A 23,186-nucleotide genomic window follows, 5' to 3' on the forward strand; every position below is an offset into this window, starting at 1 on the left:
CCAAGTTTTTATTATTTTCTCTGTCCCTAAGAGGTTAATCCTTTAGGGTCTGTTACTACATAAGAAGAGTGCATTTGCATTAGATTTGGCTTTACATAAAATCTCGTCTTACCTGATCCAGAACCACCTATTACTAATACATTTTTATTTCTAGCGTATTTAGGGTTTTTAGGTCTTGAGTTCATTGTTAGTCTTTCGGTATTAGTTATAAGAACATTGTTTTCAAACTTAGGGTCAATGTATGGAGCAATATCCTTGATTTCTCCCCATCTTGCAGATCCATATTCCTTGCCTTGCCTATATTTCTTTTTGTTTTTACCTTTGCTATATACTATTAGCTTAACAATGGCAGCAACTGAAATACCTACTAATAAGTCCCTTGGATTAATACTTGGTATATAGGATAAAGTTCCTATATCAGAAATTCCCACCATTATTCTATCAATAATATCTCCTCCTACATAAGAATTGATGTGCTTAGAAAAAATATTTCCAATGTAGAAGAATGATAGATAGGGAATGTTTGATAATATAAATTTCTTTGGGTTGTCTATTTTAATTAGGTTTTTAATATCAGAAAGAATGGCTTCTAATATCTTATTCATCGTAGAAACCTTCACTATCTAATAAAATTAGTAGGTAGTGTCTTCCCTTTGGTGTTATTAATGTTTGTATTCCTACAAGTGTACCTAGTGGATCAATCCATTCTTTTACTTCAAAATATCCCTTGTTCTTATCTGCATAAGGTAAGAGTTTCTTTTTCTTATCTCTGTAAATTAATCCCTTATCCATTAGAAAACTTATAAATTGATTTTGTGGTATTCCTAACTCTTTGGCAGTATTTCTAAAGTTTGTAAGTAGGTTATAATCTACTAATTTGTCATAATAATCTGCCTTTGGTCTTAATTCTTCAATCTCTTCTTCTCTTTCGGCAATAATTCTATTGGCTACAAGAATTGCATCTGCAAGTAGCTCTTCGTTAGTTTTCTTTTCTTGACCAGCTATATATCCTCCATTTTTTCTAATGCTCGGTAAAACTTCTCTAGTTACCCAAGCTTTGAATATTTTTGCTTGTGGTAGTTTTGATGAAAGGATAAGTGAATACAATCCTGATTCGTTAATTATTGAAATGTTCTGTATTCCTCCAGGGGTGTTCCATTTCGTTACACCCTTATCTTCTTCATCTACATGGTCATAAATAGCTTTTCTTGGATTAACATAACCTAACATAGTTGCTACTTCATTTGCTATAAAGAAAAACTCACCGTCTTTTTCTATAACAGTGAGTCTTCCAAAATTCTTATTTTCAAATGTTTTTAAATTACTTATCATAAGCTTTGCTCCTTATGTTTATTTTTAACTTTATCTTTACTAATGGTATCCTTAGCCATATCTTTAAACTTATTTATAGTCTTCGTTATTGAATCTTTTCTATCGGCCTTTCTTTCAGAAGCCTTAACTGCTTTTTTAAAGGCGTGTTCCATAACTTTTATATCCTTAGATTAAAAAAACACAGAGTGGTTGCCAGTTTCCTTATCTTTCATAATAGAAAACTTCACTCCATGTTTATTTAAAATTTTCTTTAGTTCTTTTAACTCAGGATCTTTTAGATTAATTTCTTCTAACTGTCCCTTTTTAACCATATCTTTTAGTTTTACTTCTTCTCCATTGTTTTTTATTACATTTTTCAAGCCTCCTTGTTCTTCTATTTGCTTGTGTACTTTCTTTAAGGCATCAAGAATTGCTTTACTTGTTGCTTTTGCAAGCCTGACTTCAAGATTAAGACTCGACCTAGATACTTCTTCATTAATCATCTATTCCACCTCCATATAAAAGTAACTCTTTGTATTTTCTTAACTTCTCTTGATGGATTTTTCTTCTAAAATCTTCTCCCGTAACTTTAACTGGTATTGTCATTTCAAGTATTCTTGAATATATCCTCTGATACTCAAGGTCAATGTTTGGATTTTGAATAATTTCCAATGATAAGTTTGTAGTAAAAATTGTCGGCCTACCCTTTAAGTATCTTGAGTTTATAATGTTATATACTTGTTCTCTTGCATAAGATGTATCCCTTTCAATTCCAAGGTCATCTAATATTAACAATGGAATATTTGATAGGTTATCTATAATTTCGTTTGAATCAACCTTAAATGCAGATTTTTGTATTTGATTTATTACCTGAGATAAATTCAAAATCTTAACTCTAACTTGTGTTCTTTCGATTAATTCATTTGCTATTGCACAAGCAAGGTAAGTTTTTCCACTGCCAACATCTCCATAAAATAAAAGTCCAACATTGTCTTCCTTCATTTGTTCAAAACTTTTAGCATAATTGTAAGCAACCTTGTAAGCTTGACCTTTTTCATTTAGGAATTTCTCAAAAGTATATTGGTGTTGGTTTGGCGATGAAAAACAATCTCTTTTTAGCGATGATATTCTCGTTAATATTTCTCTTTCTGCATTTTCCTTATCTCTTTTTATTTCACATTCACATTTAATTCTTGGAATAAACTTTGTAAATCCAAGGTCAAGTAATTCTCCATCAACTCTTTTACCGCATACCTTGCAATAGATATGTCCATTTCTTTCAATATCATTTTCTCTTAATACAAAATCTTTTAAGTTTTTCATAAACTCTCTCCTATATCGTAATTCATTTTTCTTGTTGATTTGTCATTCATGCTTTTCGCTTGATCATTAAGATACCAATTGATTATCGTTGCCTTGTGATCTTGATAAACTCTGTTGTTTGCTTTCATATACGATGATAATCTATCAATGTACTCACTAATTCTGCTTTCTAACTCATTTGTTAAGTCCTTGTATTCTTCATCAGTCAAAAATATATTTTTATATATTCCATAAGGCTTTTGCCCTTTATTAAAATCATTATTTCTTAACTCATTATTACTAATATTGTTATAGTTACCTTCCGATTTTCGAAAATCTTGACTTTCGATATTCGAATCTCTTGAATTTCGATTATCGAACTTCTGGAATTTTGTTTTTCGAACTTCTTGATTTTTTAATTCCATATTATTAAATATGCTCATAAAGTCTTTAACATAAATTCTATTAGGCTTTCCAAGTCCTTGTCTTTTCTTTTCAATCAGTCCTATTCCTGACTTAATATCAAGTTCAGCTATTAATTTGTTTGCTTTTTCACTGGCACAATTAAATTGATCTTTTATACTTTCTATTGTGTAGTAAATAAAAACTTTTCCGTCTTCATCTATCCAGCCATTTTTATATGAAAGACCCATTCGATTAAGCATATATGAATACAAAACTTTTGCTTCAATANTGGCACAATTAAATTGATCTTTTATACTTTCTATTGTGTAGTAAATAAAAACTTTTCCGTCTTCATCTATCCAGCCATTTTTATATGAAAGACCCATTCGATTAAGCATATATGAATACAAAACTTTTGCTTCAATAGAAATGCTCTTAAAAATTTCATCTTCCATTAATACCATAGGTAACCTAATAAAGTTATACATCTCAGATTGCCTATTATAAAAATAATCAAAATTCATTCCTGCCTCCTTTCTTTGAAATAAAAAAAGAGCAGCCTTATTTAAGCTACTCTTGTAGAAAGTGTAAAATGGGTTTTATCTTATTATATTTTTCTTTGTGTCTCCTCATACCAGTTGCAAAACTACTCTTACATCCATGTAGTTTTTTTGGGTCTTTTTGACGTATCCTTCTTCATCTTTATCGAAGACAAAATGCTTATAAAACTGCTTAAAATGCAGGATTTCTAAATTTATATCTTTTGTATCAACGCTATAGTCTCAACATGGCTTGAGAGGATAGAATGAATGTCATTTGAGTGTGTCCGTTCTCGGGAACATATCCACTGCGTTTTTGGGGCTATCGGTAGATGGGAACATATCAATACACCTCATGGATTATTATTTTAGAATGGATTTTAAGTAATCTAATAAATCTGATTTAGTTAGAGGCTCTGCATGACTTAAAATACAATACTTACAGTCGAAACTTTCTATCAAATTTGTTAATGACATTAATTTTTCTTTATCCATATACCCATCATTGTAGAAATCCTCGCTTGTTGAATCTCCCAAGAACAATATTTTTTCCTCAGGAATATAGATAAGCACCGTATCTTCCGAATGGGGTGAAACCGTATGAAAAATCATTGCGGTTATTCCACCGAGATTAAGGGTAAGCTCTTTTTCAAATTGGATATCCGATAGAACGGCAATAATTCTTTTATTATCTACATATTCTCTAGCTAGGCACTCATCATCATTTATCAAAAATTTTATATATGCACTGTCAGATAGTTTGGCTCTTTCCTGTTTCAAAAACTCGTTGGTTTTATGGTGTGCAATGGACAATCCGTGAATTTTATGCATTCCAAAGGTATGGTCCCAGTGCCAATGAGTGATGACAGTAAAATCTGGCTTCTTTAGGTCCTCGATTTCTAGGGATTTATAAAATTCATCAACATGGTCTGCTGAATTTCCTGCATCAATGGCAAGTGCAATTTTATCTCCATTTAAGTATGCCAACATAGGCCTATCAGTTTCTGGTTGATGTGGATAATAAAAGACCCTGCTAGTTATCTTTTTCAGTTCCATTTGCCATCCCACCTTTCTGGTAATAAATCTTTCAGCAACACTTCTTCCATTTCAGGTAATACAATTTGGGTCTCTATATTTTGATTATCTATCTGTGCAATAAACTCTCTGCACCTTCCACATGGTGGAAGTATACTCCCATCTTCAAATACAGCGATAATCCTTTTGATTGCAGTTTCATTGTTCTTTACCATTTCAGCAATAGCTGACTGTTCAGCGCATAAGCCAATAGAACAGGGCAAGTCAATGCATATTCCTGTAAAGATGTTACCGCTATTTGTCTCCAACGCGCACGCAACATGCCCTGAAGTTCCAAAGTTCCGTAACTTTTTATGATTAATTATACTGAAAGCAATTTGATGTAATTCTTGTTTATTCATTTTCTTCTCCAATATTATTTAGCTTAATAATACGTTATTCTTTTTTCAAAACACTAAGTTATTCAGTTCACCATCAAGAACTTTTATAGTTTCATTTCTTTCCTTATCCTCTTGATTGTCATATAAAAGTTGTTCAATAAACTCCCATATATCTTCTAGTTTACGTCTAATATGATAGAATAACAAAGCATCCGTATTGATTAAAAAATCTTTGTGTAATTTCAGGTATATGTTCATAAATACATCATAATATGGCTTATCAACAAAAAACATGAGATCAGCTTTTACTGGAGCCAATTTCAAGCCTTCCCAGTCAATTAGAACTAACTGCTCATCCCGTTGCATCAAGTTCCAATTATGAATATCTGTATGGCATAGAGCCATTTTAGGATTACTTCGTCTTAGAATCTCCGACAGTCCTTCAACTCTGTCAATAGATTGTTCAAGGGGTTTTATGTGTGCCCCAAGCAAGCATTTTAAGTCCATGGGAAGACTGGCGCATTCTTTACGCAATACTTGTTTTAGCTGTTTCAGAAATGGCAAGCTAAAATCTTCCCTAATTAGTTGCACATATACCTACTATATCAATAAATTTTGAGTTATCATTGACTATATTAGTTGCTATTATCAGAATAGTCGTCGATAACTATATTTTCGTGCAAATATGCAAATAAGTAAAATGATAGTTATGTTATATCATAATAATTGAAAATAATAGAATGCATTTTTCAATGTAATAAGATTAAGCGTTCTCTTAAAGTTAGAGAACGCTTAATTATTTTTAATTTATTGAAATAATTTGTAACTATTGAAAACAGACAAAAATTGTTCATTGGATAATTTATCAAGATCAGTAACATTCGCATGCTTCAGCGCCTGTCTTAATTGATTTTTAGTAAAAAGAACATGATATTCCCTGTTTACCCATTTATAAACGAAAAATCTATACTTTTTGTAGTCCTTCTTTAAAATAAATGGTTTATGCCTTTCAAGTACAATCAATACAGAATCTACATTAGGCTTAGGGTGAAAATATGCTCGTGGCACTTTTTTAAGAATTTTTATATCCATTTCCACCATTAACAGCAAACCTAAAGCTCGTTGGGTATTTTGCAACCTTTTAGCAAATCCCCTCTCTACAATAAGGTAGCTATATTTCGCTTGACTATCAAAAGCAATCTTTTTTACAATATCAGTACTAATATTGTAGGGAATATTACCAAATATTTTATAGTCTGTATTTTTAGGAAAGCTAAACTTCAAAATATCCTCATGAATAACTTTTATATTCTGAAAAGGTTCAACTGCTTTTTTCGTGGCATGACATAAACCTTCATCAATCTCTATAGCATTCACCCGTTGACTCATTTCCACAAGTTCCTTGGTAAAATGTCCTTTTCCTGACCCAATTTCTATTATTTTATCTTGTTTATTGATATTCGTATATTTTAATATTTCCTTTACATGCTTTTTAGATGTAATGAAATTTTGCGTATTTTTCGGGTTTTTCTGTTTCATTATAACCTTCTCCTTGCCGGTTATAATGAACTAATCTTAAGAGCTCATTATAACCAATTATTTTTGGTTTGGTTGATAATGAAATCTCTCAATAACAAATATAGAAAACATACCCATACCTTTACCTCCTTTAATTTTTTTCATTATAAATGAGATAAAGTAATATCTACTACTGCAATACATGTACACATATTTAACTCCTCCTTATGCAACTGATTATATCACTTTTAATTTCTCTATTCAATAAAGTTCTGTGCTAATCTACCTCACCCTATGGATTTTTAATCCCGAAACATCAAATGTCATCTGTCAAATGCCCTATTTAAAAGGGTCAAAAAACGGTATTTTTTAGCCTGTTTTTGACCCAATTTTCGTACTCAAACCACTACATGTTGTGGTTGACTCCTATTATTCCTTGTCCAAACCACAATACGTCATCAGAATTGCTGCTTCAACGTGCCTTGAGTGGGCAAAAAAGATGTCGCACCCCACTGGTATCCCCTTGGCGGAAGCCCATATTTCTGAAACAGTCGCCTGGATAGGCTATTTTTCATTGATTTGGTGCCTGCTTTTGCGTTACAATCCAAGTAATTGTAAGCAATAAAGCCTTCAAAAGCATGTTGTCCTCTTGAAGGCTTTATTCGGTACAACTTTAAAATTGGTTTACTTATCTTTATCTTCCTCTCTAAGATACTTAACTAGCCCCGGATAATTGCTTATCCTTACAGTTCGGATCAATTAGAATTAGCCGAAAACGGCGGCGAAGAAACGAACCACCGAGAAGCACCGCCGCATTGCCGAGCTTGATACCCTCATTGAACGACTGTATGCGGACCGGAAAAGGCGCGGTTGACCGCCTTGCCCTCAAAGGCTTAGGGGCATATCAACTATATATTGGGGCCGAGTGCCGTTACTTTAACACCGCCGCTAGCCATGAGCTTATGCTTCCTTTAGGACACTGTCCCAACAGACACTTTTTAAAGTATGCTGCACTAATCCTTATTTTTCACAGCATAGCGCAATGACAGACAGCCATGTTCTGCATTCTCTGTTCCCTGCAATTCCAAATTAACTTTTTCAGATAACAGAAGGTTATCAAATAGTTGTTTTTCTTTATTACCTACAAAACATGGTGATATCACAAGACTGATTTCATCAATAAGTCCGTTTTCTAATAATTTGTTGGTTAATCCACCGCCACTGTCTGTCCGCATGTATTTACACCCATATTGCTCATGCAGGATCTGAAAGGCTTTTTCATAGTCCACATGATCATTTCCTGACACAATATATGGGTAATGCCTTTCCTCCAAATAATTCAAATATTCCTTCGGAGTGGCAGTTGATACCAGAATGACAATTTCCTTCAGATATCCAAGATTTCTTAAGCAATGAAGACTTCTCAAGATACCTCTGCTGTCAGGTATGACTCCTATTGGTCTGGGGTCCTCCGGGCTTGTTATGATTTTCTCAAAATCAGCCTCTGTTTCAGCAGGATATTTTTCAAATGCAGTAAAAACAGTATTGGACCCAAACAGCACCGCATCCGAATGAATTCCCCCGGCAACCTGGTAGTAAACTTCCGGATTATCAAAGCCTTTAATGCGGCCATCAAGGCTAATTTGTGTGTGCATAATTATCTTTGGTTTCATATTTTTCAATCCTCCTTTTTGATAGTAGAATATCATAATACACTGACAGCTGTATGTCAGCAGGGGATATGAAACCTTACAAAAAATACATAACAGACCAATCGCTTTCTCTAAATCAAGTTTAGGCAGTGATTCGTAATTTGTGCCAGGTGTTTACGGGTTATGCATTTTAATTCATCAGGTTGGACTATTTCAATGCCTGATCCATATTCAATCAGCTGCTTGCTCAATATCTCAAAGGAATCTGTCTGGAATTCGATTTCCATTTTACTTCCCAAATCGGTTTCTTCAAGGAAGCCGAGAGAATACCTGTTCTTGATAGAATTGTATGTCTCCCCTTTTTCAGCTCTAAGAATTACATTATATAGTTTTTTATATGAAAGCATTTGTTTTAATATTTGTTCCAAAGAGCCATCATGGCTTTGACAGAGCTCTTCTTCTATGCAAATGCTTTTAATCCGATCCACACGAAAATTCCTATATTCATTTCTTAGCCTGCAAAACCGATTAAGTACCAGTTCTGTTCATAAAACCCCAGTGATATAGGCTCTATCATTCTGCTTTCCGGTTCTTGCCCTCCTGATGCAGGATATTGAATTGATATTACCCTTTTATTGCAGATTGCAGTCTGAATTGCTGCAATAACGTTATCCGCCAATGTATTTTTCTGTCCAGATGTGCTGTACACGTTAATACTGTTCTCCAACTCCTGTGCATAGTTTTTTTCACCATGCTTCAAAATAGATTTGATTTTATACATAGCTGAATCAAAATCCTTTATAAATGATTCATCTCCATGGCAATTTAAAAATTTCCCTGCTGTAATCAATGCACCCACTTCCGCCGCTGTAAACATTACCGGCGGAAGTAGGAAGCCCTCTACAAGAAAATATCCTTTTCCGGCCTCAGATCCAATTGGTATTCCGGCTTCTTCAAGTGTCCGGATATCTCTGTAAACTGTCCTTAAGCTTATATTAAATCGCTGTGCAATTTCTTTGGCAGGAATTATTTTTTTTGATTGCAGCTGAATAAGAATAGAGGTTACTCTGTTAATCCTGTTCAAATTTTATTCCTCCTCTGTGACTTCCATAAAAAGTATATCCTATGCGTTCTTAAGCTAGCTGCTGTTAGTGCTTCTCATTGCACCCTGGTTATAAAAGCCATACTCACAAACCTCTTCACCAAAACTCTTTACATCTCTAATATAGAACTCTATCTAGCGAACTTTTAGAAAAGATATAAAACATCAGAGTATGGACAGTTGCGGATGTACTTCAGAAAAGATTAGATGTCTAAAAAGCTTGTAGTTAAAGCTTTTTAGACATCTAAATCTAGGTACTAAAACAATTCATCCAGTAAAATATAATATTTTATTTTCTCCCAATCAGGCTTGATCCCCAGTAAGTCAAAAAATAGCTCGACATACTGTTCTTCCCCGATATCCTCCCTGATCGAGCGGACGCAGAAGGCAATGTCATACCACTTGTCCGCCCTGCCGCTTCTCCCAAGATCAATAAAGCCACTTACTTTGCCATCTTTCACAAAGATGTTGCTGTCTCCCAGGTCGCCGTGGGAAAAGACAAGTTCCTCTTCGGGCTTTTCCGTCTTTAAAAAATCATACAGCTCGCGCGGATCTTTAAATGGAGTGTCTTCTTCCCAGTTTTCGCAATCCACATCGGCCAGATCGTTATTCAGTAAGTAATCCAATTCGGCTAAGCGGCTGTCTAAGCTATTCGTATAGGGACAATCCGATATGTCGATGGAGTGAAAGAGCCTGATGCACTCCGCATACAGCTCGATAATCTTTTCAGGGCTTTGTTCATCTTCATACTCTTCCGAGCAAAGGACGCCATCGGCCTCACTCATGAGCAGATTGCTCCAGCCATCATGCCGTTCAAAGTGCAGGACCTTTGGAACAGGCAGCTTTCCTTCCAGCCATAGCATCATGTCCTTTTCTCGTTCCACATCATAGGTGGTCCCTTTATACCGGCTGTCCGTCATTTTTAAATATAGGTTTTCATTTTCTCCCACCAGCTTATATACCTTAGCAGGAGACATTCCTTCCGTATCTTTTACGCAGCGGTATTTTTCGATCAGTTTTTTCAATTCCGGTGATATTCTCATTTTAGCCATTTATTATTTCCTTCCTCTTTTCTACAGTATTTAAAGATACCCCAAGAAGCTAATTATAACAAGACGAACTCCAATTCACTGTTCCTTGCATTCTAAAACCTTAAATACCAGAAAACAGCTTTTTCAAAGTTGTTTTCAAAGTTGGCGTATAACATAGTATCGACGGAGCCGATTTTGAAACCACAATTATGATAGAATTTACAAGCTATAAGGTTATTGTCCTGGGTTTCAAGCATTAGTCCATGCAAGTTTTTATGCTTTGCCCATTCTATAGATATATTGATAAGCGCGCTGCCTATGCCTTGCCCCCTGAAATCCTTACATACGGCGATATCTTCTATATAAGCGTACCGGTTCCAATTTTTTCGCAGTTTAACTTTTCCGACGCATTTATCGTCTTGGTAGTAAAGATATATTATCTTATCAGTATTGTCAATATATTCAAGGCAATCTGCCTCCTCATCCTCTTCATCCTCTTCGTCTTGGTAGCTTTTTAAATATGGCGCTTCATAGAGTAATTCTGTAAAGGTCCAATTCTCGTTTTCATACCTCGGTATAATCTTACCTATCACCTCAAATGGTTCGCTGGGTTTATCGATATCTTTCAGGTGCCCTGCTTTCATTTCTGTAATCACTGTTCCCGCCTCTCTTCTATATCAGCGGCATATGTGCTATCCAGGCAGCCGGTTTTACCAGTGTATTTTTTATACATGTCCCTGGTATATTTTGTTATATTCCTATCATACTCCGGATAGGCATAATGAAGCCTTTCCGCCACCTCACCGGATACCGCCCTGAACAATTGATGGCATAGAAATAATGCTTCCCATATGTTTTCATAGGAATCCATCCGGTAGGTGGACAAAAGTTTCTCCCACAAATCCTCGGATATATACCTTTCAATAAACTTATAGTTCTTGCCTACACTTAATTTAAAGCCTGTTTCGATGCCGACCTTCCATGATATCATTCTCAGCAGCTCATGGCGAACAATCTGATTAAAATGATCAATAGCAAATAAAATTTCCTTACGGCACAGTCCCTTAACCACATAGGTAGTGGTGTTCCAGAATTCATTGCAGCAGTCATCGTATTCCCGGGCACTGGGTTTTCTTATATGATAATCCATGTCGGTCGGAACTACAGCTTGCTGAATCCTTCCATCCTTATCCAGAATAATCTTTATCAATTTATCGTCATTCAGGTAGTTTCCCAACTCTTCCAGGGGCAATAAGGTAAGGTCTATTTTATTATAATCATCAAAAAGTATTATATAGGAGTAGCCTTTCTCTTCAGCCGGGAATAGTTCCATATCCTCCGGTTTTTGCATCATTATAATATTCCCAAATTGATTAAGCCAGTCATCATTAGATATAAACGGTTCTATATCACTTACAAAATATGTAATATCATAATCCTGAAATTCATCTTTAGGTATATTAATATTTGCGCGTGACCCCTCAAGGGTCACAATTCGAATACGTTCATCCTGTTCTGCTAAAGAAAGTACTAAATCCATCATTTCTTTTTCTGATCTCATTTACATACTCCTCGTTTATTTTTTCTATATTATTACATCTTCTTTTTTGCCGATACAATCAGCATCATTGGGCGTCGCATTTCATCCGCCATCCCCGGAATATCCATCATGTTCTCTGGCGGCTGTGGCTCCACAATCTGATTTATTATAAAACTATTTGAAAGCAGTGTATTTAGATATGTGGTCAGTGTTCTATGATATTTTGTAACCTTTTCTTCCAAAAACATAGCTGTCCGTTTGCCCTCATAATAATAATTGTCCACCGGGAAATGCAGTATTTCTCCTTTTTCGTTATAATACCAGTCTTGTGTTCCATGAGCAGTAAAAACAGGATGTTCAACTGTAAAAACTAAATTGCCACCAGCCTTCAGCATCCTATATATCTTTTTTATTAAATTCTCATAGTCTGCTACATAATGAAACGCAAGCGAACTTAGTATTACATCAAAGCTCTCCTCTGGGAAATCCACATCTTCTATGGCACAGCATTCATATTCAATCTGTGGAAAATGGGTTTTTCCTTTTGCTACTTCGAGCATTTTATGAGAAATATCAACACCTACTACAGAGGAAGCACCGTTTTCCATCGCATATATACAGTGCCATCCATAGCCGCATCCTAAATCAAGCACACGCTTACCCTTAAAATCAGGTAGCATCTTTTTCAAAGTCTCCCATTCTCCCGCACCAGCCAGTCCTTTCTGCGAGCGACTCATTTGACTGTATTTTTGAAAAAATATATTATCATCATATTTGTTTTCTTTCATCTGAACTCTCCTCGTTTAAAAAGTTATTTATCTCCGATACAATTTCATTCACTTCATTATAAAGCTTCTCGGTCATGTCGTAGCATTCAAAAAGTGAGATACCGAGTACTTCAAAAATATGATTTACCTTCTCGGTATATTTTTCAGGTTTATGTTCAAAAGTTTCAAGCAGTTTTATAGCTTTCTTTTCGTTGATACAATAAGCATTATTACATGCAAATAACACTTGATTTAAACATGAAACTATACGAAAAACATGACCCGCAATATAATATTTATCGTCTGTTCCCGAATTTGCTTTTACAAACATTAAAGAGAACCCTGCTTCAAACATAAAAAAGTTAACTAAACTTTTCTGCAAAGCATTGGGATAAGTTTCTGCCTGTTTTTTTAATTCGCATAAGCTTTCATTCTTAGCATATAGTATTTTGCTAATCGCTAATTCTCCTCGATACATTGCACTAATATAACCATGGGGATGCCCAGTCTGATAATTGGCAGTAACAATTCCGTGCTCTGTATCTTTCATTATTTGTTCCACACGTTTAATATCACGTAAAATTAAATCCACATGATACCCGTTTATGACTAACCATCCGCCGCCATTAATCCAATCACCCCATGCTCCGGGAGGTACAACAAGGTTATTTCTATGCTCATCATCCAGCTTTGTAGCGAATTGATTAATAGTATTTATGTCAAATGATTCTGAATTGTAATAGATTCCGATATCTATATCAGAATCCTCTGTATGTGTGCCTCTTGCACGAGAACCCCCTAATACAATGCCTTCTATATAAGGCAAAGAGGATAATTTGTCTGTCACTAATTGAATAATATTATCTATCATACTGAATCTCTCCTTTCAATATCAAAAGCTATATCTCATGTTGAGAAACACTTTTTTTGCCATATGTTCCTTATGCTTTACGTATATTTATATGGAAAGGAAAGGGGGCCTTCGGAATTCATCTTGAAGGCCTTATTTTCCCTGATTAGTGATCTAAACTACTTAGTGCTTAGATAAAATCCATAATCTTTTTCACTGCCCTACTTACCATCTGTCAAATAAGAAAAGTAAAATAATTATCAGACCATGAATATACAACAAAACAATCATAATATTTCTTTTATAACGTAATGATACAGATTAATGTATTAATTTAAAAGAGCAGCCGTTAAATTGAAGTCAATATCTGTTCTATCCACTCCCTAATTGATTATTGCTACTGTTTACTCAATCTGGTTGTTTTTCTGACACTCTCGATCTGTTCTCACAAACAAAGAAACACACATTTCTCCGAGTTGATAAAATAGATGTTTCTTCTTAAAACATTGCTATATCATTATTTTCTTGACATCAAACATACCGTCTCAGCAGGCGATTTCTGCCAATCGAAGCTCCCTATTCGGTCGCTTCTCTTGGGAAATCTTTGCATGAGACCTGCCTCTACTTTTCAGCGTCGCTTCGCTCCTTGACAAGTAGGGCTAGGGCTTCAACATGGTTCGCATTGTTAAGAGGCGTGTCGGGTGCTGTTAGTTATATTGTATATTTACTTTTTATCCTTGTCAATTTCAACCTCAAGTCCAGATTTAAACACTACTTTTAAATTTTCTTCATAAATTACTATCTTATCTATAAGTTTCCTCACCAATTCTTCATCATAACTTTCTATTTCTAATTCTTGATTGTCTAAAAACTCTTCTAATTCCTTTAGCCTGCTTTGTTCATTCTTCTCTTCCGCCATTTCAAGGAGTATCTTTTCTTTTTCATTTCTTAACTCTTCCACCCTTTCTACAAGGTCTGTGTAATCTTTCTTGGCATTAGCTACTTTTAAAAGCTCTTCTTGCACTTTCAACATTTCTTTATCTATTTCTTCTATCTGGCTAGTTCCATCACCTGTGATGACTTTTTCTATATTCTCTTTTATTATTTCTTTTAATTCACTGCTTTCAGATATAAGTTGATTAATGGCTTCTACAACTGCCTCTTGTAGGTCGTCTTCTTTAATAGTTCTCGCATGGCAGGCATCTGGTCCATGGGTTACTCTTGTGCAGCACCTCCAAACGGTGTACTTTTTCCCTCTGTTATTCCATGCTATTCTCCTGTAAATATCGCCGCATTTTGAGCAGTAGACAATACTTGAAAGGGCATATTTGCTGGAATAAATTCTTCTTTTTCCTTTGCCACTTACCATATTAGCTCGTCTATCCATTTCTTCTTGGACTCGCATGAAGATTTCTTTTGGTATGATGGCTTCATGGCTATTTTCTACATAATATTGAGGTGCAATTCCATCATTTTTTACTCTCTTCTTATTCAGGAAATCCACTGTATAAGTCTTTTGTAAGAGGGCATCCCCCATGTATTTCTCATTAGTTAATATTTGATTGAGGTTCGATACATGCCACTTCTTATTTCCTGCTCCATTTACTATCTTGTCTTTCTCTAGTCCTTCCTTTATATCTCGTAGGCTTGCTCCTTCTAAATATTCTCTGTAGATCCTTTTTATAATTTTTGCTTCTTCAGGAACAATGACAAGTTTTCCTTCTTCGTCTTTTGTATAGCCTAAAAACCTATTATGGTTTACTTGGACTTGACCTTGTTGAAACCTATATTGAACGCCTAACTTTACATTTTGAGATAAGGACTGACTTTCCTGTTGAGCAAGAGATGCCATAATGGTAAGGAGGACTTCTCCCTTGGCGTCCATGGTGTTGATGTTTTCTTTTTCAAAATAGACTGGGATGTTGTTTTCTTTTAGTTTACGAATATACTTTAAACAGTCTAGTGTGTTTCTGGCAAATCTCGATATGGACTTTGTAATGATGTAGTCGATATTTCCTTCCATGGCTTCTTCAATCATTTTATTAAAGCCAGCTCTTTTCTTGGTATATGTTCCACTGATTCCTTCATCAGAAAAAACTCCCGCAAATTCCCAATCTGGATTTTTCTTTATATAATTTGTGTAGTGGTCTACTTGAGTGTCATAAGAAGTTGCTTGTTCATCGCTATCTGTTGATACCCTCGCATAAGCTGCCACTCTCAGTTTCTTCTTTTCTGATTCCTTGATGGAATTTCCTTTTTTCTTCTTCGCTGGTATTACTATGACCTTGCTATTCATCATCTATCACCTTGATTAACCTATACTTATAACTCGCTCGTTCAAAGGGATCTAGTGGTAGAACTTCTTCACTTTTGTATCTAAACTTGCATGGAACTCTAATGATCTCTTCTTCCTTTTCCCAAACTCGTCCCATGGCCACTGCCCTTTCTTTTAACATTTGACCTGCTTTTTCAAAGCTTTCTCTATCTATTATCTTGGGATAGATTTCATTTCCTAAATACTTTTTATTGGTAAGGATTCTTTTTACACTGGAGCTGTTTTTCTTCACGCCTGCAAGGTCTGCTGACTTTATAAGGGCATTGCCAGCAAGGTAGTTTTTAAAGATTTTTCTTATATTCTCCGCTTCTTTTTCTTGAATTTCTAATCTTCCGTCTCTTATGGTATAGCCATAACATAACCTAGACATTATTTTTCACTTCCTCTCTAAGTACAAGTCCACACTTTAAATGAAAATCAAGGGTCTCTCTATTAACAACTTGAATGTGGTCAATGATTTCTTCAAACAAGTCATCTTCAAAGTGATCTATCATTTCACTTTTTCCTAAGATTCCTATTAATTTTTCAAGTTCTCTTATTTCTTCATCATTTCCAAGGATGGCTTTTTTAATTCTTTCCTTTTCCCTGAGTAGATAACTTTCTTCACTAGAAATTTCACTGCTTTCTTTTGCGTAAACACTTGCATCTAAAACTCCCGAAGTTATTAGTTTGCTTAGAACCTCTTTTCTTTCCTTTAGTTTTTCTAGTCTTTCTTCAATTCCATTTATCTTCTCGACTTCTTCCTTGCTGTCCACTCTCTTTAAGGATTCTAAGAGTGGTGTAAGGATACTATCTTTTCCAAAGACTAGCTTGTTTACTAAAGTCGCAAATGCCAGTTTTATGTCCTTGTCTTTAATAAACTTCATATAACATTTATTAATATCTTTAAGGTGTTCACTGCAAGTCCAAGCTATATATTTTTCTTTGCCATTATAGTGATGTCTTCTTTTAAAGCTTGAACCACACTCGCCACACTTTATTTTCCCCGATAGGCTATATCTATTTTGGTATCTTTTAGTGTTTTCTCCATTTCCTTTTGCTATAGCCCTTATCCTTATTAGGTCTTGAACTTTCTCAAAGTCCTCTCTACTTACAATGGCTTCATGGTTGTCTATTATCTTATACTGGTCTTCTTCTCCCTTATTCTTGTGTCTATTATAATTTTCATCTGTATAGGTCTTTTGGTAGATGACATCGCCTATATATTTTTCATTTTTTAAGATTCCGTTTATAGTCGATCCATGCCATTTTGCTCCTTTTTGTCCTTTAATCTTTCTTTTATTTAAGTCTTCTGCAATTTTATGTGTTCCCTTACCTGAAAGATACTGTTCAAATATTTCTTTTATGATTTTTCCTTCTTCTTCATTCACTACCATCTTTCCGTCTATATTCTCATAGCCATAGGGTGGACTTGATATGATAAAGGTTCCATTTTGAAATCTTTTCTTTATGGACCATTTGTTATTTTCTGATATCGACCTGGACTCACTTTCTGCAAGGGATGAAAGTATGGATAACATCAACTCGCTTTCCATGGTTCTTGTATTAAAGTTTTCTTTTTCAAAATAGATACCAATGTTTAAATCGAGAAGTCTCCTTACGATTTCCAAACAATCTGTCGTGTTTCTTGCAAGCCTTGAGATTGATTTGGTTAGGATAAAATCTATTTTTCCGTCTTCACAGTCTTTTAGCATTTTTAGAAGACCGTCTCTACATTCTTTCTTTGTTCCAGTGATGCCTTCGTCAAAGTATAGGCCTGCAAAAGTATATGAATTGTTCTCTGCTATCATCTTTTCGTAGTGTGCCTTTTGTGTTTTAAGACTCACCAGTTGAGCTTCCTCATCTGTCGATACTCTTGCATAGGCAGCAACTCTAAATATAGATTCTTCTTTTTGATTTGCTTCTATTTTTGTTATCTTTTTCATCGTCTCACCTCTCTTTCTCTAAGTGCTATATTCCCGTACAAGTAAGTATTTATCAAGTCTTATATCATTAATTCTGAAAGAATAGGTTTGAACTTTTTTATGTTTTCTCTCCTAATTTTCCTATATTCTTCAAGGCTAATTTCATCTAAAAGAAATAGGTCTTGAATGAATTTATCCGATAGATAGAAATTAAGCTCTGCCTTTAAATCCCTTTCAGTGTATTCAGTTTTTATAATTTCTTGTCTACCTTCAAACTTTTCTACTCTCATACTCCACCTCCTATATCACAGGCAAAGAAATCAGGTCTATCTTTAACCCTAAATTTCTTTCCTCTATATTCCTTAGGACAAAGGGAGTAGTTTTGAGTAAAGTTTATAATTTCTAATATATGTAAAGAGAAATATGGCGTTAGAAATGTAGGCATAAAAAAAGGTTATAATTTTGAAAAATTACAACCTTTTGTCCAATGCTAGTTATTTAATTATAGAGAGTATATTTCTTTAACCCTATCAGCTAAGAACTTTACTCTTCCTTCAGAGATTATTTCTTTAAAACTCTCGTTATTTGCAATTGTTTCTAAATAAAAGTTAACAATCATATCGTCACTTCTGTTTGGATTTGTAGATAATAATAAATTTTCATCAAGCCATTCATCTATTTGATTAAAATACTCATCACCTCTTATCTTAAAAGATTTTTCCTTGCTCTCTATTAGTAGGTTGAGTAATTTTTCTACATATTGACTAGCGATTTTTGGGTTATTATCTTTAATATAATGAGTTGCCAAGGATAAATAAAAGTTTAAAACTATAGAAATATTTATTTCAATAAGATTAAAAGTTTCTATTAAATCCTCCACTCTTTCCAAGGTTTCGACCCAATCCTCATTATGCAAACTGCTTTTCATCATAAGAAGAGTGATTAAATCAATTACGTTCTTATAAATCATTACTTGAAGTTTTTGATCTACTTCATTTTCTTTCTTCATTTTTAGATAAGCTGAAGCCACCAAACAATCTTTAGATATAGATAGCATGTCAGAAGATGGTAAAATATTTAATGCTTCTTCTGATTTTCCTAAACTAATTAAACAGGCTGCCCTCAAGCTCAATGATTGTTCTTTTAATATAGGATTTTTAGAATGCTCGCATACCCTATTTAGTATATTATTTGCGTATTCTAGATATTCCTCTTTTTTTACATCATCAGTTGCTAAATCACAATGGTTCAAAATAAACAAAGCCATGTAATATAGTAGTTCAAAGCAAGAATAGTATTGTTTTATTTTGATTTTTATATCTTCTACGATACTATCCATATCTGTATCAGTGACACGATTCTCTAAGTCTATATAAAATTTTTGAATTTGAGTTGAAGATAAATCTGGGTCATATCCTATTAATTCATCCACACTTATATTGAAAAAAGTGGCAAGTTTTGGTAGAAGTAAAATATCTGGATGGCTTTGACCTGTCTCCCATTTTGATACGGACGCTTTTGTTACCATCATAAATTCTGCTAATTCTTCCTGAGTTATACCTCTTTCTTTTCGCTTCTGAAGAATATTTTCTCCAATTTTAACATTCTATTTTACCTCCTATATAAGTTAATTTTTTACCTTGATAAGTGAATTAAATTTGAAATATGCTAATCTCACATAATCAATTTCAAGAATATTCACACTTCAAAGTATTTTGATTTTTATAGAAAGATGACAAAATACCCCTCACTTTATATAGTGAAATTTGCCCTCTTTGGTAACCAGAATTTTTATTTTTTTATAGTATTTTTGAGTTTCAATGATTAATTTAAGCATAAAAAAATGAGGACTTATGCTACTAGGCATAAATCCTCTAATCTAAATTTTCCTGTTCAAAGACTTTAAATATTTCTTTCTATTAATTATTTAATTTCCATGATTCTGCCTTAGCCTTTGCATTGATAAGATCAGAATAAAGTCCATTATTTTCAATCAATTTTTCATGATTTCCACGTTCTACTATTTCTCCATCTTTTAAGACTAGAATCTGATCTGCATTTCTAATGGTTTTTAGTCTATGGGCAATCATAATTACTGTCTTATTTTTTGTTAATGTTTCTATTGCTTCTTTAAGTTTATCTTCATTTTCTGGGTCAATATTTGCAGTTGCTTCATCAAAGATAATTATATCTGCATCTTTTAGCATGGCTCTGGCTATGGAGATTCTTTGTTTTTCTCCACCAGATAGGCTTGCTCCACCTTCCCCAATAATAGTGTCATATCCTTCTGGTAAAGCTTCTATGAATTCATGACATCTTGCTTTTTTTGCAGCTTGAACTACTTCTTCATGGCTCGCATTTTGTTTTCCAAATTTTATATTATTTTCAATTGTATCTTCAAATAGGTATACATCCTGAAAGACCATTGAAATAGAATTCATTAAGTTTTCTATCTTATAGTCTTTTATATTTTTTCCACCAATTAAAATCTCGCCAGAATTTACATCCCAAAATCTCGCTATGAGATTACAAAATGTTGTTTTACCAGATCCAGATGGACCAACAATAGCAGTCATAGTATTGTCTTTTATCTCTGCTGATACATTTTTTAAAATTGGTCTGTCATCATAAGAAAAAGAAACATCTTTAAAGACTATATCGTGATTTCGTATAGACTCTGAAACTTCTCCTTCTTTCATATCAGGCATTGAGTCTATAAAGCCAACTGAATCTATAGCATTTTCGCAAGCTCTTAGGATTGCCATGTTTGATCCTGCACCGATTAGTCCTTCAAAGATTATAAAGGATGCCATAATCATAAGAATTGTTTCGGCAAGCGGAAGTTCACCAGATAAATTTAATTTTAGAGATACATAGACCATAGCTACTGTTGTTATTCCCATTACAATTCTTTGAATAACTGTGTATGGTGCAACAGATTTTTCTAGGTCTAAGAGTATTCTTGATGTATCTTTTATAGACTTTCTCAAAGCCCTGTTATTTTCTCCACCAAGATTATAGGATTTTATAACCTGCATACCTTGTAAAGTTGCCAATACTTCTTTTGTAAGTCTTGTTTGTGTTTCTGTCATTTTATCTGCATTAGCTGATGATTTTTTCTCCATCATTGATGTTACTATAAAGAATACTATTACACCCACCACTGCAACAAGCCCTACCTTTACATTAAATATTAAAGTTCCAAGGACAAAGACTAAAGTATTTAAAACTCCACCAAGTACAAGAACCAAAAGCATAGGCACCCACATTTCTGCTTGGGAAAGTGAAGATGTGGCAATTGTAGTTAATCTTCCAAGTGAAAAGCTTGAAAAGAAACCCATAGGAACTCTTTTAATTTTTTCTCCTATTTCTATTCTCTTATGGGCTGCCATAAAATATCCAGCGTGTGTTTGTGCCATCTGTGAAATTTTTAGTGTCATAATTTTGCCAACAAGAGATATTACTAATATGCCGAGACAAATAAAGATTGCCTTATAGTCTAAAGTTTTAGAGAATATATTTACTAGCATATAGTAAATTGCACCAAACTCAAGGGCATTAAATACTGCGTGCAAAAATCCAGCGAGAATGGATTTCTTAATATTTACCTGTTCTTCTTTTGAAAAATTCCATATCTTTTTAAACACATTAAGCATTTTCATCACCCCTTAAATTTGCAGCATACATTTCCTTATAAAGTTCTGATGAATTTAATAGTTCTTCATGAGTACCATAAGAATTTAATTTGCCATCTTTAATAACAAATATCCTATCTGCATCAACAATTGTCTTTAACCTATGAGCGATTATGATTAAAGTTTTACCCTTAACTAGATTTGCCAAGGCGTTTTGTATGAGAGCTTCATTTTCAGGATCTATATAAGAAGTTGCTTCATCTAAAATTACGATTGGTGCATTCTTTAGCATGGCACGAGCAATAGATATTCTTTGTCTTTCTCCTCCAGATAGATGACCTCCACCTTCGCCAACTCTTGTATCATAACCATTAGATAGATTCATAATAAAATCATGGCAGGCAGATTTTTTACATACATCTATAATTTCTTCGTCAGAGGCATTCTTATTTCCAAGCCTAATATTTTCCTTTATAGTCATATCAAATAGGAAATTGTCTTGGGATACAAAAGAAATAAGTGAAGACAAGTTTTCGAGCGACACATCTTTTGTTTCTACTCCGCCAATTTTAATAGATCCCTTATCTACATTCCAAAATCCAGCAATAAGTTTTGCTATTGTGGACTTACCTGACCCAGAAGGACCAACGAGTGCTGAAACATTAGATTCTTTTATTTCCATAGAAAGATTATCAATGACTTTCTTTTTTCCATCGTAAGAAAAGTCTACGTCTTGAAGTTCTATATTATAGGATTCTATTTTTTCTCCCTTGTCAATATTTTCTAACTCTTTTGAATCTAAAATTTTTCCTATTTCAGAAGTTATAGTTGATATTCTTGACATATCATCCATATAGTTCATGATTTTTAAAATGCTAGAAACCGTAGCAAAGGATAAGACGATTAAGGTAATTAAATTTCCTAAATCAATACTTCCCTTTATATAAAATAAAATCCCAAAAGGTATGATTGTAATAATTCCCATAGGAGATAAGAGTCTTCCTATGGCAACCCTATTCATAGATTCACCCATCCAGTTATAATAAAAGCTTGCATTGTCATAAACGCTATCCGCATATTTTTTATAAGATGATTCGCTTTGATTAAAGGTCTTTATTACTTCTATCCCATTTATATACTCAACAATGGAATTATTCATATGTTGACCAATGGCAACTGACTTTCCAAACATTTCCTTATAATGAGCATTCATTACAGACATCATGGTAGCCATTCCCACCACAAATGGAATTAGTGATAGCAAGGTCAATCGCCAATCTAAGGTAAACATATAAATAAATAATAGAATAGGTCCTACTAAATTTGCCGTAAATTCTGGCACTAGGTGGGCAAGTGAAGTTTCCATAGAATCAACTTGCTCAACTATAATATTTTTTAATTCTCCAGATGATCTTGAAAGAACATCTCCCAATGGCATCTTGAAAAGTTTCTTAGAAATATCATTTCTGATTTCTCCTAATGAGTTAAAAGTTGCGGTATGGGAAATACTTGTTGATATTCCTGCTGCCACTTCTTTAATAACAAATGTTATTAAAATATTTATNCCCAATGGCATCTTGAAAAGTTTCTTAGAAATATCATTTCTGATTTCTCCTAATGAGTTAAAAGTTGCGGTATGGGAAATACTTGTTGATATTCCTGCTGCCACTTCTTTAATAACAAATGTTATTAAAATATTTATGCATAGTGGAGTATATAAGCTAATATCCCTTATGCCATTAATCAAATTCACAATTATTTTTGCCATATAAATATAAGAAAAAAGCCCAGCCACTACTCCCACTATCGCAAGTAGGACGGATGCAAAATATGATCCTTTTCTTTTACTTACATATTGTTTTATTAAATCCATCAAATCC

The 23,186-nt window shown here is 33.9% G+C and carries 23 protein-coding genes and 3 pseudogenes; all 26 read right to left on the reverse strand.

The annotated features are described in order from the left end of the window. Positions 1 to 38 precede the first annotated feature (38 nt). Positions 39 to 605 (reverse strand): annotated as a pseudogene (locus tag C8269_RS03925) (type IV secretory system conjugative DNA transfer family protein); the annotation flags it as partial. Next, a complete protein-coding gene (locus C8269_RS03930) occupies positions 598 to 1,332 on the reverse strand; it encodes a BRO family protein (RefSeq protein WP_106459973.1) in 735 nt (244 codons plus the stop codon). The pseudogene C8269_RS03925 and the gene C8269_RS03930, both read right to left, overlap by 8 nt. Beyond that, positions 1,329 to 1,814, reverse strand: a pseudogene (locus C8269_RS03935) (PcfB family protein). The gene C8269_RS03930 and the pseudogene C8269_RS03935 overlap by 4 nt, the downstream one beginning before the upstream one ends. Continuing rightward, complete coding sequence (locus tag C8269_RS03940) at positions 1,807 to 2,634, reverse strand: ATP-binding protein (protein WP_106459972.1); 828 nt, start codon at positions 2,632 to 2,634, stop codon at positions 1,807 to 1,809. Before C8269_RS03940 ends, C8269_RS03935 begins: the two are co-directional and overlap by 8 nt. After that, positions 2,631 to 3,278 carry a replication initiator protein A gene (locus tag C8269_RS03945; RefSeq protein WP_442778139.1) on the reverse strand — a complete coding sequence of 216 codons (648 nt, stop codon included), beginning with the start codon at positions 3,276 to 3,278 and terminating at the stop codon, positions 2,631 to 2,633. The genes C8269_RS03940 and C8269_RS03945 overlap by 4 nt, the downstream gene beginning before the upstream one ends. Before the next feature lie 42 nt (positions 3,279 to 3,320). Then, a pseudogene (locus tag C8269_RS11140) lies at positions 3,321 to 3,542 on the reverse strand (replication initiator protein A); the annotation flags it as partial. Between the two features lie 378 nt (positions 3,543 to 3,920). Continuing rightward, entirely contained in the window at positions 3,921 to 4,613 is a 693-nt protein-coding gene (locus C8269_RS03950) for an MBL fold metallo-hydrolase (RefSeq protein WP_019108018.1), read from the reverse strand. Then, the gene (locus C8269_RS03955) at positions 4,604 to 4,993 is read right to left on the reverse strand and encodes a cytidine deaminase family protein (protein ID WP_106460502.1); all 390 of its coding nucleotides are present in this window, start codon (positions 4,991 to 4,993) and stop codon (positions 4,604 to 4,606) included. The genes C8269_RS03950 and C8269_RS03955 overlap by 10 nt, the downstream gene beginning before the upstream one ends. 45 nt (positions 4,994 to 5,038) lie before the next feature. After that, positions 5,039 to 5,563 carry a phosphotransferase gene (locus tag C8269_RS03960; RefSeq protein WP_001176020.1) on the reverse strand — a complete coding sequence of 175 codons (525 nt, stop codon included), beginning with the start codon at positions 5,561 to 5,563 and terminating at the stop codon, positions 5,039 to 5,041. Between the two features lie 216 nt (positions 5,564 to 5,779). Then, a complete protein-coding gene (gene erm(A) / locus C8269_RS03965) occupies positions 5,780 to 6,511 on the reverse strand; it encodes a 23S rRNA (adenine(2058)-N(6))-methyltransferase Erm(A) (protein ID WP_094398249.1) in 732 nt (243 codons plus the stop codon). 57 nt (positions 6,512 to 6,568) lie between these two features. Then, entirely contained in the window at positions 6,569 to 6,694 is a 126-nt protein-coding gene (locus C8269_RS11145) for an erythromycin resistance leader peptide (protein WP_017771940.1), read from the reverse strand. A gap of 809 nt (positions 6,695 to 7,503) precedes the next feature. Continuing rightward, positions 7,504 to 8,163, reverse strand: coding sequence for a dihydrofolate reductase family protein (locus C8269_RS03985; protein ID WP_000802831.1), 660 nt, complete (start codon positions 8,161 to 8,163; stop codon positions 7,504 to 7,506). Between the two features lie 110 nt (positions 8,164 to 8,273). Next, positions 8,274 to 8,630, reverse strand: coding sequence for a WYL domain-containing protein (locus C8269_RS03990; protein WP_000374054.1), 357 nt, complete (start codon positions 8,628 to 8,630; stop codon positions 8,274 to 8,276). Positions 8,631 to 8,653: 23 nt separating this feature from the next. Further along, complete coding sequence (locus tag C8269_RS04000) at positions 8,654 to 9,226, reverse strand: helix-turn-helix transcriptional regulator (RefSeq protein WP_001079938.1); 573 nt, start codon at positions 9,224 to 9,226, stop codon at positions 8,654 to 8,656. 275 nt (positions 9,227 to 9,501) lie between these two features. Then, complete coding sequence (aph(3')-IIIa, locus tag C8269_RS04010) at positions 9,502 to 10,296, reverse strand: aminoglycoside O-phosphotransferase APH(3')-IIIa (RefSeq protein ID WP_001096887.1); 795 nt, start codon at positions 10,294 to 10,296, stop codon at positions 9,502 to 9,504. 92 nt (positions 10,297 to 10,388) lie between these two features. Continuing rightward, the gene (sat4, locus tag C8269_RS04015; RefSeq protein ID WP_000627290.1) at positions 10,389 to 10,931 is read right to left on the reverse strand and encodes a streptothricin N-acetyltransferase Sat4; all 543 of its coding nucleotides are present in this window, start codon (positions 10,929 to 10,931) and stop codon (positions 10,389 to 10,391) included. Beyond that, positions 10,928 to 11,836: an aminoglycoside nucleotidyltransferase ANT(6)-Ia gene (locus C8269_RS04020; protein ID WP_001255864.1), complete on the reverse strand. Its 909-nt coding sequence runs from the start codon at positions 11,834 to 11,836 to the stop codon at positions 10,928 to 10,930. Before C8269_RS04020 ends, sat4 begins: the two co-directional genes overlap by 4 nt. A 32-nt stretch (positions 11,837 to 11,868) precedes the next feature. Continuing rightward, positions 11,869 to 12,603, reverse strand: coding sequence for a class I SAM-dependent methyltransferase (locus tag C8269_RS04025; RefSeq protein ID WP_000662263.1), 735 nt, complete (start codon positions 12,601 to 12,603; stop codon positions 11,869 to 11,871). Then, complete coding sequence (locus tag C8269_RS04030) at positions 12,584 to 13,453, reverse strand: nucleotidyltransferase domain-containing protein (protein ID WP_106460503.1); 870 nt, start codon at positions 13,451 to 13,453, stop codon at positions 12,584 to 12,586. The genes C8269_RS04025 and C8269_RS04030 overlap by 20 nt, the downstream gene beginning before the upstream one ends. 703 nt (positions 13,454 to 14,156) lie before the next feature. Further along, entirely contained in the window at positions 14,157 to 15,728 is a 1,572-nt protein-coding gene (locus C8269_RS04035) for a recombinase family protein (protein ID WP_065735315.1), read from the reverse strand. Next, positions 15,721 to 16,137, reverse strand: coding sequence for a recombinase family protein (locus C8269_RS04040; protein ID WP_019131795.1), 417 nt, complete (start codon positions 16,135 to 16,137; stop codon positions 15,721 to 15,723). The genes C8269_RS04035 and C8269_RS04040 overlap by 8 nt, the downstream gene beginning before the upstream one ends. Beyond that, positions 16,130 to 17,692 carry a recombinase family protein gene (locus C8269_RS04045; RefSeq protein ID WP_106460504.1) on the reverse strand — a complete coding sequence of 521 codons (1,563 nt, stop codon included), beginning with the start codon at positions 17,690 to 17,692 and terminating at the stop codon, positions 16,130 to 16,132. Before C8269_RS04045 ends, C8269_RS04040 begins: the two co-directional genes overlap by 8 nt. A 59-nt stretch (positions 17,693 to 17,751) precedes the next feature. Then, positions 17,752 to 17,961 carry an SHOCT domain-containing protein gene (locus C8269_RS04050; protein WP_065735313.1) on the reverse strand — a complete coding sequence of 70 codons (210 nt, stop codon included), beginning with the start codon at positions 17,959 to 17,961 and terminating at the stop codon, positions 17,752 to 17,754. 212 nt (positions 17,962 to 18,173) lie between these two features. Further along, the gene (locus tag C8269_RS04055) at positions 18,174 to 19,268 is read right to left on the reverse strand and encodes a helix-turn-helix domain-containing protein (RefSeq protein WP_106460505.1); all 1,095 of its coding nucleotides are present in this window, start codon (positions 19,266 to 19,268) and stop codon (positions 18,174 to 18,176) included. Positions 19,269 to 19,590: 322 nt separating this feature from the next. After that, positions 19,591 to 21,327 (reverse strand): ABC transporter ATP-binding protein, encoded by a 1,737-nt coding sequence (locus C8269_RS04060; RefSeq protein ID WP_106460506.1) that lies wholly within the window; start codon positions 21,325 to 21,327, stop codon positions 19,591 to 19,593. Beyond that, on the reverse strand, positions 21,320 to 23,179 hold the full coding sequence (locus C8269_RS04065) for an ABC transporter ATP-binding protein (RefSeq protein WP_442778135.1): 1,860 nt from the start codon (positions 23,177 to 23,179) through the stop codon (positions 21,320 to 21,322). The genes C8269_RS04060 and C8269_RS04065 overlap by 8 nt, the downstream gene beginning before the upstream one ends. Positions 23,180 to 23,186: the final 7 nt, after the last annotated feature.

Source organism: Anaerococcus sp. Marseille-P3915 (genome assembly GCF_900258475.1).
GTDB classification, from domain to species: Bacteria; Bacillota; Clostridia; order Tissierellales; family Peptoniphilaceae; genus Anaerococcus; species Anaerococcus kampingae.